10 protein-coding genes are annotated in these 17,053 nt (G+C 44.4%); 5 read left to right on the top strand and 5 right to left on the bottom strand.

Annotation, left to right across the window (positions count from 1 at the left end; all coding sequences use genetic code 11):
* Positions 1–10: 10 nt before the first annotated feature.
* Positions 11–3,103, bottom strand: a complete 3,093-nt coding sequence (locus R2Q66_RS10375) for a TonB-dependent receptor (RefSeq protein ID WP_316748551.1) — start codon at positions 3,101–3,103, stop codon at positions 11–13.
* A 595-nt stretch (positions 3,104–3,698) separates the two neighbouring features.
* Here R2Q66_RS10375 and R2Q66_RS10370 point away from each other — a divergent pair.
* Both R2Q66_RS10370 and R2Q66_RS10365 read left to right on the top strand, forming a co-directional pair.
* Positions 3,699–6,857, top strand: a complete 3,159-nt coding sequence (locus R2Q66_RS10370) for a SusC/RagA family TonB-linked outer membrane protein (RefSeq protein ID WP_316748549.1) — start codon at positions 3,699–3,701, stop codon at positions 6,855–6,857.
* Positions 6,858–6,875: 18 nt separating this feature from the next.
* Positions 6,876–8,363 (top strand): RagB/SusD family nutrient uptake outer membrane protein, encoded by a 1,488-nt coding sequence (locus R2Q66_RS10365; protein ID WP_316748548.1) that lies wholly within the window; start codon positions 6,876–6,878, stop codon positions 8,361–8,363.
* A 213-nt stretch (positions 8,364–8,576) separates the two neighbouring features.
* Here R2Q66_RS10365 and R2Q66_RS10360 read toward each other — a convergent pair whose 3' ends face one another.
* Genes R2Q66_RS10360 through R2Q66_RS10350 form a run of 3 tightly spaced genes read right to left on the bottom strand, consistent with a single transcriptional unit; the run spans position 8,577 to position 14,323 of the window.
* A complete protein-coding gene (locus R2Q66_RS10360; RefSeq protein WP_316748547.1) occupies positions 8,577–9,968 on the bottom strand; it encodes an efflux transporter outer membrane subunit in 1,392 nt (463 codons plus the stop codon).
* Between the two features lie 27 nt (positions 9,969–9,995).
* Positions 9,996–13,157, bottom strand: a complete 3,162-nt coding sequence (locus R2Q66_RS10355; protein WP_316748545.1) for an efflux RND transporter permease subunit — start codon at positions 13,155–13,157, stop codon at positions 9,996–9,998.
* Between the two features lie 5 nt (positions 13,158–13,162).
* Positions 13,163–14,323: an efflux RND transporter periplasmic adaptor subunit gene (locus R2Q66_RS10350; RefSeq protein WP_316748544.1), complete on the bottom strand. Its 1,161-nt coding sequence runs from the start codon at positions 14,321–14,323 to the stop codon at positions 13,163–13,165.
* Positions 14,324–14,713: 390 nt separating this feature from the next.
* On the opposite strand from R2Q66_RS10350, the gene R2Q66_RS10345 reads away from it, so the two are divergent.
* The 3 genes from R2Q66_RS10345 (at position 14,714) to R2Q66_RS10335 (ending at position 16,011) form a co-directional block, all read left to right on the top strand.
* Complete coding sequence (locus R2Q66_RS10345; RefSeq protein WP_316748542.1) at positions 14,714–15,331, top strand: metalloregulator ArsR/SmtB family transcription factor; 618 nt, start codon at positions 14,714–14,716, stop codon at positions 15,329–15,331.
* A 109-nt stretch (positions 15,332–15,440) separates the two neighbouring features.
* Positions 15,441–15,719, top strand: a complete 279-nt coding sequence (locus R2Q66_RS10340; RefSeq protein WP_316748540.1) for a hypothetical protein — start codon at positions 15,441–15,443, stop codon at positions 15,717–15,719.
* A gap of 1 nt (position 15,720) precedes the next feature.
* Positions 15,721–16,011, top strand: a complete 291-nt coding sequence (locus R2Q66_RS10335) for a hypothetical protein (protein WP_316748538.1) — start codon at positions 15,721–15,723, stop codon at positions 16,009–16,011.
* A 15-nt stretch (positions 16,012–16,026) separates the two neighbouring features.
* Here R2Q66_RS10335 and R2Q66_RS10330 read toward each other — a convergent pair whose 3' ends face one another.
* Positions 16,027–17,040: a LacI family DNA-binding transcriptional regulator gene (locus R2Q66_RS10330; RefSeq protein WP_316748536.1), complete on the bottom strand. Its 1,014-nt coding sequence runs from the start codon at positions 17,038–17,040 to the stop codon at positions 16,027–16,029.
* Positions 17,041–17,053 lie beyond the last annotated feature (13 nt).

The raw sequence follows: 17,053 nt of genomic DNA, 5'->3' as shown, positions 1-17,053 counted from the left end.
TAGAGTTAAATTAGAAAGTAAGGTTTAAACCGGCAGATAGGGTGCGCATAGAAGGGTAACGGAAATAAGTAGTTCCTTCAATCGTTTGCTCCGGATCCATTCCTTTATGACCGTAAAAAGTCAGCAGGTTTTCTCCGGTTAGGGTCAGTTTCAGGTTCGCTAAACCCCATCTGTTGGCCAGGGCTTTCGGCAGACTGTAACCCAGGGTCAGGTTTTTCAATCGCGCATAAGTACCACTGTACAGGAAGCGGGTAGAGGCTTGCGTCCAGCCTTTATCGTCTGTAGTCAGTTTAGGAACATTGGTGTTTGGGTTTTCCGGAGTCCAGTGGTTTAATATTTCTGTAGACCATGGGCGGCCAATTGAACTACCGGTATGCATTAAACCAACATAATCATTGTCGAGTATTTTACCACCAATGCTATAGCTCAGTAAAGCAGAGATTTCAAACTCTTTGTAGTTGAAGGTATTGGAAATACCACCGGTTAGGTCAGGTAAAGAGCTTCCCTGGTAGTATTGTGTAGCTGAGGTATAATCGTTTGTGGTGATTTTGTTGCCACTTGCATCGTTTTTATACCAAAGCGGATCTCCGTTTTCAGGATTTACGCCAGCCCATTCTTTCAGATAGAAGTCGGATATGGTCCCGCCAACACGCATAATTTTGGTGGCCGATAAGATATCTTTATTGCCTGGTAATTCGGTAATGGTGTTTTTATAATGGGTTGCATTCAGACTGATGGTCCACCTGAAATCTGTAGTACGTACCGGAACCGCGTTGATTAATAATTCAATACCCTGGTTTTTTAAGGCACCAATGTTTTCATCAATAGCACTAAATCCAAGTGAAGGGGCTATCGGGCGACTAAACAACAGGTCTTTAGATCTTCTGTCGAAATATTCAATGCTACCATTGATGCGGTCGTTGAAAATACCGAAATCAACACCCACATTAAGGTTTAAATTAGATTCCCATTTCAGGTCTGGTGTTGGAAGTCTGGAGCTCACCAATCCATTTTCGCCAAGGTTGCTGATGATTCTGTACAGTCCTTTGTAAGCGTAATAGGTACCGATATTGTCATTCCCCTGTGCGCCATAACTGGTTCTAAGGGTTAAGTTACTCAACCAGTTCGTGTTTTTAAGGAACTCTTCTTCTTTAAGTTTCCAGGAAGCACCCAGAGACCAGAAGGTTCCCCAGCGTTGTTCTGGCGAGAATCTTGAAGTTCCGTCAGATCTTAAAGAGGCAGAGAAAAGGTATCTCTTTTTGTAGTCATATTCTGCTCTTCCGAAGAAACTCAGCAGGGTGTAATCAATAGAGTTACCACTAAAACCGGTTAACTGTGCAGCGGCATCAGGTTCATAAAAACCAGGAAGCACAAAGCGCTGGCGGGAACCGGAAATGACGCGGTAATTGTATTTGTAAAGCTCTTGTCCGGCTAAAACACTCAGGTGGTGATCACCAAAGGTTTTATCGTAAGTGGCTACGTTGTTCCAGGTCCAGGAATACGTTCTGGTGTTTGATTTAGAAACGCTACCACCGTTTTCTTTTCCATCGCCTAACAAAGGATTGCTGTAGGAATGAGAATTGTAGTTCTGGAAATCACCACTATAGGTGGTTTTTAGCTTTAATTCCGGTAGGATCGTGGCTTCTAAGAAAGTTCTGGCAGAAACATTGTCTCTCATGATTTCTGATTTATCCAGGCCAACTGTTGCAGGAAGATTGCTTTTTGGGATGGCTGAACTTGGGCGGTAAGCACCAAAATCATAGATCTTTTGATTGTTTTCGTCTAGTTTAAAAGAACCATCCGGGTTGTGTTCATAGATCGGGTAAAAGCTTGGAATGGCTCTGGAATATTGAATCACATTGGCCGTATTGCTATCTTCCGAAGTTGGGTAATCCTGTACGCTGTTGGAAGCGGATAGGTTTAAACCTGCGGTTAACCATTTTTTGGCTTGTGTAGTCAGGTTTATTCTGGTGTTATAGCGTTTAAATCCTGAACCAATGGCGATACCACGATCGTTCAGGTAACCACCGGAGATAAAGTACTGGCTTTTTTCGCCACCACCACTAAAACTCAGGTCGGCCTGTGTTCTTCTGGCCGATTGTTCGGTAGCCTCGCCCCAGTTATCGTCCCATAAAGCCACTGCTCCCGGTACGATTTTTCCATCCAATCCTACAGGATTCGGGAAATTGATACCATAAGGGTTAATCCCTAAATCACCGATCAATTGTCTGCTGGCAGCTTCTCCGGCTTGTTGATCTGTATAAGTTGGGTTAGAGGTCTTTTGTTTGTTTTTAACGGCTAACCAGAAGTTCTCAAAATACTGGTCGGTAGTGACCTGTTTGTAATCTTTCACTGAGCGGTCTGAAACGCCTTGCGAAAAGCTCGCGTTAATCTGCGTTTCACCGTTTCTTTTGCCGGATTTGGTAGTGATGATGATCACCCCATTTGCACCTCTGGAACCGTATAAAGCACTGGAAGCCGCATCTTTTAGCACACTGATCGATTCTACATCGGCAGGGTTGATCGCACTCAGATCGCCTGAATAAGGATTGCCATCCACCACATAAAGCGGAGCGCTGGAAGCATTGATCGAGCCAATACCACGGATCCGGATGGTAGCCGAGGTTCCCGGTTGTCCACTGGAAGCCACAGCCTGTACACCTGGTGCCAGTCCTTGTAGTGCTTTGGTGATGTTGGAAACTTGTCTGTTTTGCAATTGCTCGCCATTGATGCGGGATACAGCGCCGGTAATGTCTCGTTTTTTAGACGTACCATAAGCGACAACCACTACCTCATCTAAATCATTGGCCGCATCGGCAAGGGTAACTTTTAATTGGTCTCCTGCTTTTGCAGCAATTTCCTGACTGGTAAAACCGAGGAAAGAAAAGATCAGGGTTTCTTGTTCTTTTGGGAGTAGGATACTGAAGTTTCCGTTATGGTCTGTGGTGGTGCCAACTTTAGCACCTTTAACCAATACGCTTACTCCAGGAAGCGGCTGTTGTGTTCCTTTTTCAATCACGGTGCCGCTCACTTTATAAAACTCCTGAGCATTTGCGAATGAAATGAATAAGAACAGGAATAAAATAGATAATCTTGTTTTCATTTGAATATTTTATGGTTGATAATAGGATTTAGCTCCGCTGATTCCCAGCTCCTAAGGGCCAGGTGAAAAGGGGCTTCAATGAATGTTTCGGGTAGAAAATTTGGGCAATAGTTTTCCCTCACCGGAAACCGGTGCTGAGGTCAATCTAAAGAAAATCTACAGGCTTAGGCCGGGCAACAACACATTCGGCGTGTTGCAGGAACATTGGAAATTAAGCAGGCAAAAGATGCTGCCTGAGGAAAAGTTTGAAGTAGAATTGGATACATAATCGTGTCTTTACTTGAACATATAATCGTTTCGCCAGCAAAGGTAATTAAAATACACTACTAAATCCCTAGACTTTGAGTAAATTATTTTAGACAGGACTGTAATCGCTTGAATTGTACGCCTTTATTTATGGAATTTACAGGAGGAAGGGGCATCAGCATACAGCCTGGTATTTAGCAGTAGGTTGATTGTAAATATCAGTTGTTCAGTATGTTACGTGCTTTGTTTTGAGATGTGCAATATAGCGACATCTTGGTGCTCAGGAGGAAAACGGTCTGAAAGGTTAGCTAAATTAGACCGACTATTAAATAACCTAAATTACTATTTTATGAAAAAACTTTTACAAAGTTTGTTTCTTCTCCTGTTCGTTGCCGCAACGGCAATGGCCCAGGAAAGGACAATCAGAGGAACAGTTACAGACGCGGGCGACGGAAAGCCGCTTCCCGGAGTAACGATCAAATTCCGCGGTGTTAAAGGAGGTACTCAATCCGGCGCGGACGGTAAATACCTGCTTAAAGTTCCTTCCGGAGTAACGGGATTGGAATTTTCTTATCTGGGCTACATCAGCCAAAACAAAGCCATCCCTGTATCCGGACTGGTCAATGCCGTGTTAACTCTGGAATCTCAGGATTTAACAGAGGTGGTGGTAACCGGTTACGGAACGATGAAGAAGAAAGATTTTACGGGTTCTGCGGTTAGCCTTAAAGGAGAGGATCTGAAAGATAAGCCGGTTCAGAGTTTTGTACAGGGGATGGCCGGACAGGCCGCAGGTGTGAGTATCATTTCGCCGAATGGTTTATTAAACAACCCACCTGTGATTAGGGTACGGGGTGTCAGCTCCATCTCTTTGAGCTCCTTCCCCTTGATCATTGTAGACGGAATACCTTTTCCTTCCGGCGATGCTTCAGCGAATTCAGCAACGAATAACACGCTTGGGGACATCAATCCGGCAGATATTGAATCTATTGACATTCTGAAAGATGCGGCTTCTACAGCCTTATATGGTTCCAGAGCCGCAGCGGGTGTATTGGTGATCACCACTAAAAAAGGGAAATCAGGAACCACAAAAATCACGTATGATGGCTGGTTTGGGATTAACAATGCGGTTCGTTTACCGGAATTGTTAAATGCGCAGCAGTATATGGATGTGAAGAACGGAGCTTTGAAAAATGCCCTGGCCTTAAATCCAAACGTGGTTGGTGCCACACAAAGAGATGCTGCCGGAAATGCTTTCTTCCCTGATTTTAATGCCGATGGTTCCATGATTGATACCAAATGGTATGATGAAATTTACCGGACAGCCTATTCGAACAACCACAACTTAACATTGAGCGGTGGAACCGATAAAACTACTTATTATGCTTCGGCGGGTATTTCTGCTCAGAATGGATTCCTTAAAAAGAATGAGTTCAGCAGGAATTCTGGTCGGGTAAATTTAACGCATAAAGCAACGGATTGGTTGACGCTGAATTTGAATATGAACTATAACAACAGCACAAACCAGGCACCAAATAGTGGCTCATCTCCGGGATCTGCGTTTAACTCCGCTGGATTGGGACGTATTGCGGTGGCTATCGCTCCGAATATCGCGCCCCTAAATCCTGATGGAAGTTATAATGTGGCCTTTTCCGCCAATGGCAATAACAAAAATCTATTGGCAACCAGCTGGGCAAATCCGAGGGTGTTAATTGATAAGGATATGAATACTTCGGAAACGACGCGTTTCCTGACTAACCTGGGCGCAGAAGTGAAGCTCTTACCGGAATTGATCTTTAAAACGAGTTTTTCCTGGGATAAGAGTAACACCGAAAACCTGCAGTTCTTAAATCCTGTACAAGGAGATGGCTATACACCTGGCGGACAGGCCTACAACAATACGGCAAGGCGGAATAACTGGAATCTGATCAATATGCTGCAATTTAACAAGTCCTTTAAGGGGGTTCATCACCTGAATGTAACGCTGGGTTCTGATGTTCAGAAAACAAGAACGGTAAACTGGGGTGCGGTACGTTCCGGACTCGGGGATCCAACTTTCTTTGATCAGTTTCAGGGAACTTATGTCACGAATACACCTGGTGGAAATGGTATCAATCAGATTGCTTTTGAGGCCTATCTGGCCAGTGCAAGTTACAACTACCTAGGGAAATATTTCTTAAGTGGTAACTTTAGAAGAGACGGTAACTCGGGGTTAGCCAGAGGCGGACAGTGGGGTAACTTTGGGGGTGGATCCATTGGATGGTCTATTTCGGAAGAGAATTTCTTCAAAGCTTCGTCATTGGGGAGTTTTGTGAACAGCCTGAGATTAAGGGCAAGTTATGGTAAGGTAGGTAACGGTAATGTGGGTGCTTACAATGAATACACCACTTACGGGCCGGCTTTGTATGGTGCGATTCCTTTTGCCTGGATTTATGCTAATGCAGGGAATAAAGACCTGACCTGGGAAACCAGTACACAAACCGATATCGGATTGAACGTAGGGATGTTTGGAGATCGCTTAACCCTGGAGGCTGATTATTTCTATAAGAATATTGATGGTTTGATTCTGGCCGTTCCTCAGGCACCTTCTAAAGGGATTCCCGGGGGTAGTATTCTGGCCAACGTTGGTGCGATGTATAACAAAGGTTTTGAGTTAGGCATCGGCGGTATTCCGGTAAAAACAGACAAGTTTAGCTGGAAAGTAAATTTTAACCTGACTACGATTAAAAATGAAGTGACCGCATTAGATCCCAATGTGACTCAGATTGTGGGTTCAACAGGGGGATTGGAATCCGCCAATGTGACCAAAGCAGGGTATTCGGTAGCTAGTATTTTTGCGGTTAAAACCAATGGCGTGAATCCTGAAAACGGGAGAAGGATTTTTATCAATGCCGCTGGTCGCGAGGTGCAATATTTACATCAGGGAGGTGCCAATTCCTGGACTTACCTGGATGGAACCAGAGCGCCTGGTCCGGCCGGGGATGCTCAGGTGATTGGAAATACCTTGCCAAAATGGTATGGCGGTTTTAACAATACCTTCAACTATGGCGACTTCGACCTGAATATTCTGTTTACCTATTCCGGAGGAAATTACATCTACAACGGTTCCCGTGCGGGTTTATTAGATCAGCGTTTCTGGAACAACTCTACAGAGGTTTTAGATGCCTGGACTACACCAGGGCAGGTGACCCCGGTTCCAAGAACGGTGTATTCTGATAACGTGTCTAACGGTTCTTCTTTTGCCATCAGCGACAATGTCGAGAAGGGTGATTTCCTGCGTTTGCAATCCGCAACGCTGGGCTATACCTTGCCAAAGAACCTTTTTGCTAAGGCAGGAATCAACCGGATCAGGGTTTACGCTTCGGTAAATAATGCCTTTATCATTACGAACTATTCGGGGGTAGACCCGGAGATTTCTACCAATGGTAACTCCAATCTTGCCAGTGGGGTAGAACGTAATACGATTCCTCAGGGAAGGGCCTTCACCTTTGGTCTTAGTTTAGGATTATAACACTTAACGATAACATTCATGAAAACTTTTCATATAAATACCTCTAAATTGAAGCTAGTCATAGTGGCTATGTTTTTAATTCCTCTGGTGACCAGCATTTCTTCCTGTAAAAAGGATTTCTTAACCGCGGCACCAGAGCTTTCCTTACCCGAAGCGGATGCTTTTACCAATCCGACAAGGGTTCTGGCTCAGGTCAACGGCTTATATGTTTCCGCGAAATCCGGAGCTTTATTTGGCGGCCGTTATTCGATCTACAATGACATCCGGGCAGAAGAATATACCAACCGTACCAGTAATGGCGTGACGGGATATACGGTTTATCAGGGTACAAATGTGGCCTCTGATACTTATGTGAGCAACTTTTGGTCGGTAGGCTATTTAACCATCAACTCGGTTAATCTATTTCTGAAAGGACTGGCGGATAATGGAGGAGCACTCCCGCCTGCGCTCAGTAGCAATTATGCAGGAGAAGCGAAATTCATCAGAGCATTGTGCTATTTCTCCCTGATTCAGATTTTTGCCAGGCCTTATGCCGCAGACAACGGGGCTTCCAGAGGAATGCCTTTACGCCTTGTTCCGGAAACTTCTCTGGCCAATAATGCCTTAAAAAGTAGTACCGTTGCCGCAATTTATGCCCAGGTGTTAAAAGACCTGGATGAAGCCGAAGCAGGCTTGCCCAATGGCTATGAGGGAGCGCTGTCCAATACCACCAGAGCACATAAAAACACCGCGATTGCCTTAAAAGCAAGGGTGTATTTAGTGATGGGTAATTATGCGAAAGCATTGGAAGAAGGAAATAAACTGGTTCCTCAGGCGGCACCTTTTGTCAATACCGCCAGAACTCCACATGCTTTACAAGCAAGTCTGGTGACTGTGTTTGCGGCACCTTATACCACTTCAGAATCTATCTTTTCTTTCCCTTTTGCGGATACAAATTCGCCGGGTACTCAAAATCAGATCGGTTATTATTTTGGTGTTGGTAATGGTAATCTCGAGTATGGATTTAACAGAACTGGTGCCGGAATTTATGCAGATCCTGCATGGCCGGCTACAGACGTCAGGAAATCGGCCTTAACCGGAAGTGCCAGCGTTGGTGGAACCATCTATAGTTTTCCAAAGAAAATGAGCAACGTGGCTCCCTTTATTGATTTCGTGCCGATCATCAGGTATGCCGAAGTGCTGCTGATTGTTGCAGAAGCAGAGGCGATGAGACCTGGAGGTGACCTGGTTCGTTCCAGAACCTTGCTGGATGCAATTCGTCACCGTTCCGATCCGGCATATAATTTTGGTGTCCTTGCCAGTTCGGAAGCATTGCTGGCTGCAATTCTAAAAGAAAGAAGAATTGAGTTGGTCGCAGAAGGTTTCAGGTACAATGACCTGGCGAGAAAAGTAGCGCCACTGCCATCATTTGGCGCAGGAGCTTCTATTCCGGTGTCAGATCCGCGCTATACTTTCCCAATTCCGGTATCAGAATTAAATACCAATTCGGAAGTGAATAACTTTTAGTTTAATTTAGTAACTTGATGCCTTAGTGCTGTGGCTATATTGCGTTTGAGGACAAATGCTATAGTGGTGCTGGTTGATGAAGGCCTGGCGGAGGGTAGATGAGGAGTTGCTCAGGGATATACCCTAACCAAGCCTCCTGAACCCTCCGCCAACTCTTGTTCAACCCTTCATCAACCAGCACTAGTATAGTAGTACTATAGCCTGCTTATCGCATTACTTCCAGCCGCCACCCAAGGCGCGGTACAGATTTACTACGGCATGTAACTTCTGACTCTGGTCGGTAATTCCCTTCAATTCTGCGCTCAGTAGATTTTGTTCCGCAGCCAGTACATCCGTATAATTGGTGTTCTTACTGTTGTTTAACAATTCCTTATTAAACTCCACTGCAAGAGTTAATGCTTTAAGCTGTTTTGCGCGTTTTTCTTCTTTTTGTGCAGCTGCCTGATAACCGGAAAGCGCATCTGATACTTCCTGACTCGCTTTTAAGAGCGATAGCTCAAAACCATGTAACGCTTCCTGTTGCTTAGACAAGGCGATAGCTAAACCCGCTTTGTTTTGTCCCTTGTTAAAGATGGGCTGAGTGATTGCTCCTGCAATATTACCGAATAAACTCCCATGGCTAAACCAGTCTTTCAGACTGAAACTTGAAAACCCGCCCATGGCCGTAATGTTTAATCCCGGATAGAATTGCGTTCTGGCGATATTGCTGTTTTCAAATGATGCACGAAACAGGTATTCTGCCTGCTGTACATCCGGGCGATTTGCCAGTAATTGTGCGGGGATGCCGGGTTTCAAATCATAAACCAATTGCTGTTGCTTCAGGGAGTTTCGTTGGATAGCTCCGGGAGCCCGCGCTAGTAGTAGGGACAACGCATTTTCTTTGGTTCGGATCTCTTGTTCCAGGTCTGGAATGGACAGTTCGGCTTCATAAGCGTTTGCCTCACTCTGTACCACTGCCACACCGTTTAAGATGGAGTTTTCAAACAACAGTTTGATGGTCGCTGCGTCCTGAGCTCTGTTGAGAGCTGTTTTTCTGCTGACCTGTAATTGTTCATCCAGGGTCAGTAAATCGTAGTAATGGTTGGCAATATCAGCAATTAGCTGGGTTTGTATGGCTCTTTTGGCGGCATCACTGGCGAGGAGTTCTGCCATCGCCCCGCGTTTTGCACTGCCTAATTTGCCCCAGATATCTAACTCCCAGTTGCTGCTGATCCCGAAATCGTACTGCGTGGTGCTGCTAAAAAGACCAAATCCCTGTGGGTAGGCTAGTTTAGATTCTTTTAAGCCGATATTTCCCTTCAAATCGGGAAGGTAGGCCGCTTTGCTTCTTCTAAACAAGGCCTTGGACTGGTTGATGCGTTCTACTGCAATTTTCAGATCCAGATTGGCAGCTAATCCTTCGCGGATTAGCTGTTGTAAAATGGGATCCGTAAACACCGCAGACCATTCCATAGCGGCCATATTTAAAGTATCCTTTTGCTGGGCATCGCGGTACGTAGCCTGATTTTCCGTATTGGGTTGCTGGTAAGTTTTTGTGACTTTACAAGAGGTGCTTATTGCTGCCAGAAACAGCAGCAATAAGGTTTTATGTGGAAGTAATTTCATAAGTTTTCAATGAATTGATTTCTGGAATTAAGCGTTGATTTCTGGAATTGGACGCGGAGGGTGATTTGGTGTAGGCGCACCGGAGATCTTCTCCTGTAAGGATTGGAAAATCACAAACAATACAGGGATCACGAATACGCCAAATAAGGTTCCGATCAGCATGCCGCCAACGGCAGCAGTACCAATAGATTTATTGCTCAATGCACCTGCTCCTGTGGCCAGCATCAAGGGAATCAAGCCGAAAATGAAGGCGAAGGACGTCATCAGGATTGGTCGTAATCTTGCTTTTGCACCTAATAAAGCGGCTTGGACGATACTTCTGCCACTTAACCTATGCATCAAGGCGAATTCTACAATCAGGATGGCGTTTTTGGCGAGTAAGCCAATCAACATGATCAGACTGATTTGAAGGAAGATGTTATTGTCGATGCCAAACAGGTTGGCGAAGATAAAGGCACCAGCCAGACCTATTGGTAAGGATAACAATACCGAGAAGGGCAGGATATAACTCTTATACTGGGCACTCAGCAGGAAGTAAATGAAGACCAGACATAGGGCAAAAATCATGACCGTCTGACTGCCGCTGGAAAGTTCTTCTCTGGTTAAGCCTGAAAACTCGTAAGTGTAGCCGCGACTTAAAGTCTGGGCAGCAACTTCTTCAATCGCCTTAATGGCATCACCGGAACTGTATCCTTTATTGGGAACACCAGTCACCATGGTGGAAGTAAACAGATTGAACCTGTTGATGAATTCCGGGCCATAAGTTTTCTTTAAGGTCACAAATTCTGAAATCGGTGCCATCAGGCCTTTGTCGGTTTTAACGAATACCTTGTTCAGGTCGCTTTCTTTTTCTCTGAAATCCGGATGACTTTGCATCATGACCCGGTATTGCTTACCGAACTTGTTGAAATCGGAAGCGTAAACTCCTCCGAAATAACCTTGAAGCGTGTTCAATACCGTGTTTACGGATACGCCTGCATCTTTACAACGGGCCACATTGACATTCACTTCCAGTTCCGGAAAACCAATATTGAATGGACTTGTGGCATACATAATTTCCGGACGCTGGTTGATGCCAGCCATGAATTTCCCGATAGATTTCGCAAAGGCTTCATAATTGCCACCGGTTTTATCCTGTAACTGTACTTCGAAACCATTGCTGTTTCCGAAACCCTGTAAGGTTGGCGCAGCGAAAAAGATAACTTTTGCCCCTTTGATATGTGCGGTTTTCGCGAAGAGTTGGTTTACAATGCTGCCCACGTCCTGTTGTGCTCCTTTGCGTTCGTTCCATGGTTTTAAACGGATAAAAAGGGCGCCATAAGAACCGCCAAAACCATTGATCAGGTCCATTCCTGCTAGTCTGGAAGAAAGTTCTACCTCCGGAATGCTTCTGGCAATACTGTCTACCAGATTGGTGATTTCTTCGGTACGTTCTAAGGTTGCCGCAGGAGGGAGGATGACATCTCCATAAATGGCACCACCATCTTCGTTGGGCACAAAACCGGTAGGCGTAGTTTTCAATAAGGCGTAAAATATCATACCGAAAAGGGCAATGCCCATTACAGAAACCCATTTCCTACGAATCAGAAACCTGACTGCCGACATATATTTACCAGTTAAGGATTCAAATGAAGCATTAAATCCGGCATAGAAGCGCGGCATAAATCCTTGTTTCGGATGGTCTTTGTCGGGGTTATGGGGTTTTAAGAGGATCGCACAGAGTGCCGGACTTAAAGTAAGGGCGTTAACGGCCGAGATCACAATCGCTACCGCCAAGGTTAATCCGAACTGCTTGTAAAATACACCCGCTGATCCGGTGATAAAAGTAACCGGTACAAAGACTGCCGACATGATCAAGGTGATCGAAACAATCGCTCCGCTGATTTCACTCATCGCATGGATGGTTGCTTTTTTCGCAGATTTGGCCCCCTGATCCAGTTTCGCGTGGACGGCCTCGACCACTACAATCGCGTCGTCTACTACAATCCCGATGGCGAGTACCAGCGCAAAAAGTGTCAGTAAGTTAATGGTAAAGCCGAAAAGCTTTAAGAAGAAAAAGGTACCGATGATGGCTACGGGAACGGCAATGGCAGGAATCAAAGTAGACCTGAAATCCTGTAGGAAGATGAACACGACAATAAACACCAGGATAAAAGCTTCTATAATGGTATAGATTACCTTTTCAATAGAAGCATCCAGAAATTCGTTGGCATTTAAGAAGGTTTGATACTCGACTCCCGGCGGGAAATCTTTCGAGGCTTCTTTCAAAATGTTTTCACAGGCAATGATCAATTCCCTGGCATTAGAGCCGGAGGACTGGCTAACGGCGCCGCCAGAGGATACTTTCCCCTGAGTCACCAGACTAGTGGTATAGTCTAATGCGCCAAACTCTACACTGGCCACATCTTTTAAGCGGACCAATCCGCCTTGTTGTGCACTGCGAAGGATGATGTTTTCGAATTGGGCCGGCTCTTCTAAACGGCCGGTATATTTTAAGGCATATTGGACAGATTGCCTGCTGTTTTCTCCGATTTTACCGGGTGCTGCTTCTATGTTTTGTTCTTTTAAAGCGGCGGTAATATCATCCGGCACCAGGTGGTAACTGGCCATGGCATCGGGTTTTAGCCAGATCCTCATCGAGTATTCCTGATTTCCGTAAATGATGGCTTCGCCTACACCTTCCACTCGTTTCATCTGGGGCATGATGTTTATCCGCAGGTAATTGTCGAGAAATTTCTGGTCGTAAGCGCCATCTTTACTGAATAACAGAAAGCTAAAAGCGGTACTACTTAGTTTTTTACTGGTCGTGATTCCGGCTTTAATTACCTCGTTGGGCAATAAGCTGGTGGCTTTGGTGACGCGGTTTTGCACGTTTACCGCGGCCTGATCGGGGTCTGTGCCTTGTTTAAAGAAAATCGTAATGGTGGCACTTCCGTTGTTACTTGCGGTGGAAGTCATGTAAGTCATGTTTTCTACCCCATTGATTTGTTCTTCGAGCGGCACGATGACGCTTTTCATGACCACATCTGCATTGGCACCCTGATAAGCAGCAGAAACGGCCACGGTAGGCGGGGCGATTTCCGGATATTGAGAAATAGGAAGGGAAAGCAGGCCTAAGAGACCAAGTATGACGATAATTACCGATATGACTGTAGACAGTACCGGGTTTTCTATGAATTTTCTTAACATCTCTTTTATAATTGTGCAGCCGCAGTGGATAATTTAGTAACCGGCTTTGCCGCTTTGATTTTCATACCGTCTTTGAGCTTGTCGAGCCCTTCAGTTACGATCTGATCTCCGGACTTTAAGCCCTTGCTTACGATGAAATCTTTCTCTGTTCCGGCATCCATCACTTCAATTGCGGTATGATGAACGGTCTGGTTGGGATCAATGGTAAATACAAAGTGCTTGCCTTGCAGTTCGAAAGTGGCACTTTTAGGCACCATTAAAGCTTGGTTAAGTAGGGTTGGGATGCGCAATTGGGCACTGGAACCGCTCCACAGTTTCCCTTCGGGATTAGGAAATACGGCTTTGAAATTTGCGGCTCCGGTACTGGCATTCAATACGCCACTCAGGGTTTCTATTTTCCCTTTTGTAGGGTAGGTACTGCCATCCGCCAGGATTAAAGAAACCTCCGGCATGTTTTTAAACTTATCAGTAGTCTTGTTGCCAGCATACTTGTTTAAAAAATCAGCGAGTTGTTGCTGACTCAGCGAGAAAAACGCATAAATCTTTGCGGTGTTGGCAATGCTGGTTAGTGGTGTTTCGGAAGTACTGCTGACTAAACTTCCTGTCTTATAAGGAAGGCTACCCACAACGCCATGGATCGGACTTAGAATATGGGTAAAGGCAAGGTTAGAATTGGCGGCAGAAAGATTGGCTTTTGCCTGGAGTAAGGCGGCTTTTTTAACGCGTACAATGTTTTTCGCCGCAGTATGTTCAAAATCGTTGATGATCTTTTTATCGACCAGGGCTTTGGTTCTTTCGGCCTGGATAGTGGCCGTTTCCAGGTCTGCTTCAGCGGCAAGTACCGCAGCTTGCTTACTATTTCTGTCCTGCTGAAAACTGTTGGCATCAATTTTAAAGAGCGGCTGTCCTTTGCTGACGCGACTTCCTTCGGTGACATATACTTTTTCGATATAGCCATCTACTTTAGACCTGATTTCTACGGTTTCCTCGCCCTGGAGGATGGCCGGGTATTCTACGGCAACTGTAGTTTTTGTAGGTTCAATCAGCAGGCCTGTAAATTCAGGAAGATCCTGTGCCTGCTGTTGTTGCCGGGCCGGGGAACAGGCACTGAAAAGTGCGGTTATTAACAGCGGATAAGCGAGTAGTTTTGTAGGGTTAATGTTCATTAGATGATGTTGTTTTTTTGAATGTGTAAAAGGTGTTGTTATAAAAAATTGGGCATAGGGATTCCTGCTCCTGATATCCGGAGGCTCAGAAGTGAATGGTTACGCGGGGACTACCGCGCTAAACAGGAATGTTTTTTTTCTTACTTAAAGAGCACGTTCCAGTAGGGAACGATAGGAACAAGCAGTAAGTCGGCTGTTGTAAAAGGAGCAGTCAGGGTATTTGTTTGTAGCTGAATTGGCATAATCCTGTTGGTTTAATCATTGAATAATTGCTCATCTGCTGCTTACCTGATCGGACAAAGGCCATTATTATCGGGTTTAAGGCTTGATAAGTTCGGCAAAGTTAGTACTTTTGTTAATATAACAAGTAATTACTTGGTTTATTAGATTATGAAGACAAACAGATTTTTAATGTTGCTGAAAACCAGGGGAGCTTTGACTTCAGCTTCGATAGCGAAGGAGCTGGGTATCACCAATGAAGGCGCAAGATTACAGTTGTTGAAATATACAGAAGAGGGTTTGGTGAGTTCATTTAATGAATCTACCGGAGTGGGGAGGCCAAAACAATTTTTCAATCTCACGGATGCTGGTCATGCGAAGTTTCCGGATACGCATGCCGAATTAACGGTAAAGCTGATTGCCGGAATGCGGGATGCTTTGGGAGATGAAGCCTTGCAGAAAGTGATTGATGTAACTGAGCAGGCTGGAAAACAACGTTATTTCGAGGAACTGGAACCGCTTGTGGATTTAGAAGATCGCATTGCGAAATTGGCGGAGATCAGAACCAGAGAAGGGTACATGGCCGAATACAGTAAAGATGAAGCCGGTTACCTGTTGGTAGAAAACCATTGTCCGATTTGTGCGGCAGCTAAAACCTGTCAGGGCTTTTGTACCGCAGAACTGAATGTTTTTAAGCATGTTTTAGGGGAGGGCGTAAGTATCCATCGTCTTGATCACATTGTAAGTGGCGATAGAAGATGTGCTTATCGGATTGCTAAAATCGGGTAATACGCAGCGTGCTTTATGGTGATCTTATTTTACAAATAATTAATAATTATTTATAATAGAAATATATGCGATAATATTTGTTATATTTGAATTGTTAAAAAATATTATCATGAAAAACAAGAAAATCAGAAGGCATCCAAATGTTGAGGATAAAATATATGCTGTATTAAGTAATAAATCATCAAATAGATGGCAATGTATTGTTAAAGTCTCGGCTGATGCTGGCCTGAGATATGAGGATGTAATCCAGGTTCTCAATGAGTCGGGCAAATTCGTATTATCGTATGGAAGAAAACAAATGCCTGTCATTGCCACAAGAGAAAGGTATAGAAAAGAAGAGCCCTTCTTAAGGAAATTGCTTGATGCTTTTAACAACAAAATAGTTTAATATGAACGAAGGTATTATGCTCTCTATCCTGGGAGGGGTTGGAATTCAACTATTTTCTTTAATTGAATTACACAAAACTCCAAAAAAGCAAAGGCCAGATTTTAAAGATATATTTTATTATCTCCCCTGGATTATTAATCCATTCTTTTCCTGGCTAATTGGTTATGCTTATTTTAGTGGACTACAAGATGTTAATAAGTTACTAGCTATTCATATAGGCGCATCTGCACCACTAATATTTAATACACTAACAGCTAGTAGCCCGAAAGAAGTATTAACCAAAATTGAGTAAAGCCAGCCGGGGGCTTTAGGCCCGGATCACCAGCTCGGTATCTAATACGCGGTTCTCAAATTCTGTAACTGGATATTTGCTTTCAATCAGTTTGATCAGCATTTCTGTAGCCATGCATCCCATTTCATAAGCAGGTTGTCTGACGGAGCTTAATGGCGATTTAAATAAGTCCAGCACATCAGAATTACTAAATCCGGAGATTGAGATTTCTTCGGGCACGGAAATATTGAATTTCTTCAACACGGTTAAACAGCCGATGCTCAGGCGGTCTCCGGCAACAAAAATAGCATCAGGTTTATCTGTTAAGGACATCAGTTCCCGGATAGCTTGTTCGGTTTCTTCTTGAAACATGCCACCATGCGGACAGTGTTTAATATATTCGGGCTGTACCGGAATCCCATATTTAGTTAATGCAGCAGTATAACCTGCTAGTCGTTCGATACTGATAGAAAGGTGGTCTGAACTGGTCAGGTGTGCGATTTTACGACGTCCCGATTCCAGCAACTGAATGGTGGCATCATAAGCACCCTGCTCGTTGTTGGCACTGATTTTATGGGTTTCAATGTCTTTAGCTACCCGGTCGAAAAACACCATCGGTAAGCCCCTGTCATGTAAAAGACTCAAATGATTGGTATCACTGGTCTCCGCAGATAGGGAAACCAATAAGCCATCTACACCTCTGGAGGCTAAATGCTGAATATTGATCTTTTCTCTTTCGTAAGATTCGTGGGTTTGTGTAATGATAACATGATAACCTCTGTCGTAAGCAATCGCTTCAATTCCTCCGATGGCCTGAGAGAAGTAATGGTTGGCCACTTCGCTCACCAAAACTCCGATAGATTTTGTGCGTCTTTCTTTTAAGCTTAACGCAATAGGATTCGGTTTGTAATTGATCTTTTCTGCGTAGGCTAATACTATCTTTTTCGTTTCTGAACTGATTTCGTGTGTATCTCTTAAAGCTCTGGAAACTGTGGAGGTGGATAAGCCTAAGGCCTTTGCGATGTCTTTTAAAGTAGTTGGTTCGAACATGAAAAAGAAGGAA

Source organism: Pedobacter gandavensis (assembly GCF_032677645.1).
In the GTDB taxonomy this organism is placed as follows: Bacteria; Bacteroidota; Bacteroidia; order Sphingobacteriales; family Sphingobacteriaceae; genus Pedobacter; species Pedobacter gandavensis_A.
Note: the sequence above shows the minus strand (reverse complement) of the source record. Positions and strands in the feature narration are given on the sequence as shown.

Coding starts and splice junctions, on each gene's coding strand:
- R2Q66_RS10375 (WP_316748551.1), bottom strand. CDS start 3,103: ATGAAAACAAGATTATCTATTTTATTCCTGTTCTTATTCATTTCATTC.
- R2Q66_RS10370 (WP_316748549.1), top strand. CDS start 3,699: ATGAAAAAACTTTTACAAAGTTTGTTTCTTCTCCTGTTCGTTGCCGCA.
- R2Q66_RS10365 (WP_316748548.1), top strand. CDS start 6,876: ATGAAAACTTTTCATATAAATACCTCTAAATTGAAGCTAGTCATAGTG.
- R2Q66_RS10360 (WP_316748547.1), bottom strand. CDS start 9,968: ATGAAATTACTTCCACATAAAACCTTATTGCTGCTGTTTCTGGCAGCA.
- R2Q66_RS10355 (WP_316748545.1), bottom strand. CDS start 13,157: ATGTTAAGAAAATTCATAGAAAACCCGGTACTGTCTACAGTCATATCG.
- R2Q66_RS10350 (WP_316748544.1), bottom strand. CDS start 14,323: ATGAACATTAACCCTACAAAACTACTCGCTTATCCGCTGTTAATAACC.
- R2Q66_RS10345 (WP_316748542.1), top strand. CDS start 14,714: ATGAAGACAAACAGATTTTTAATGTTGCTGAAAACCAGGGGAGCTTTG.
- R2Q66_RS10340 (WP_316748540.1), top strand. CDS start 15,441: ATGAAAAACAAGAAAATCAGAAGGCATCCAAATGTTGAGGATAAAATA.
- R2Q66_RS10335 (WP_316748538.1), top strand. CDS start 15,721: ATGAACGAAGGTATTATGCTCTCTATCCTGGGAGGGGTTGGAATTCAA.
- R2Q66_RS10330 (WP_316748536.1), bottom strand. CDS start 17,040: ATGTTCGAACCAACTACTTTAAAAGACATCGCAAAGGCCTTAGGCTTA.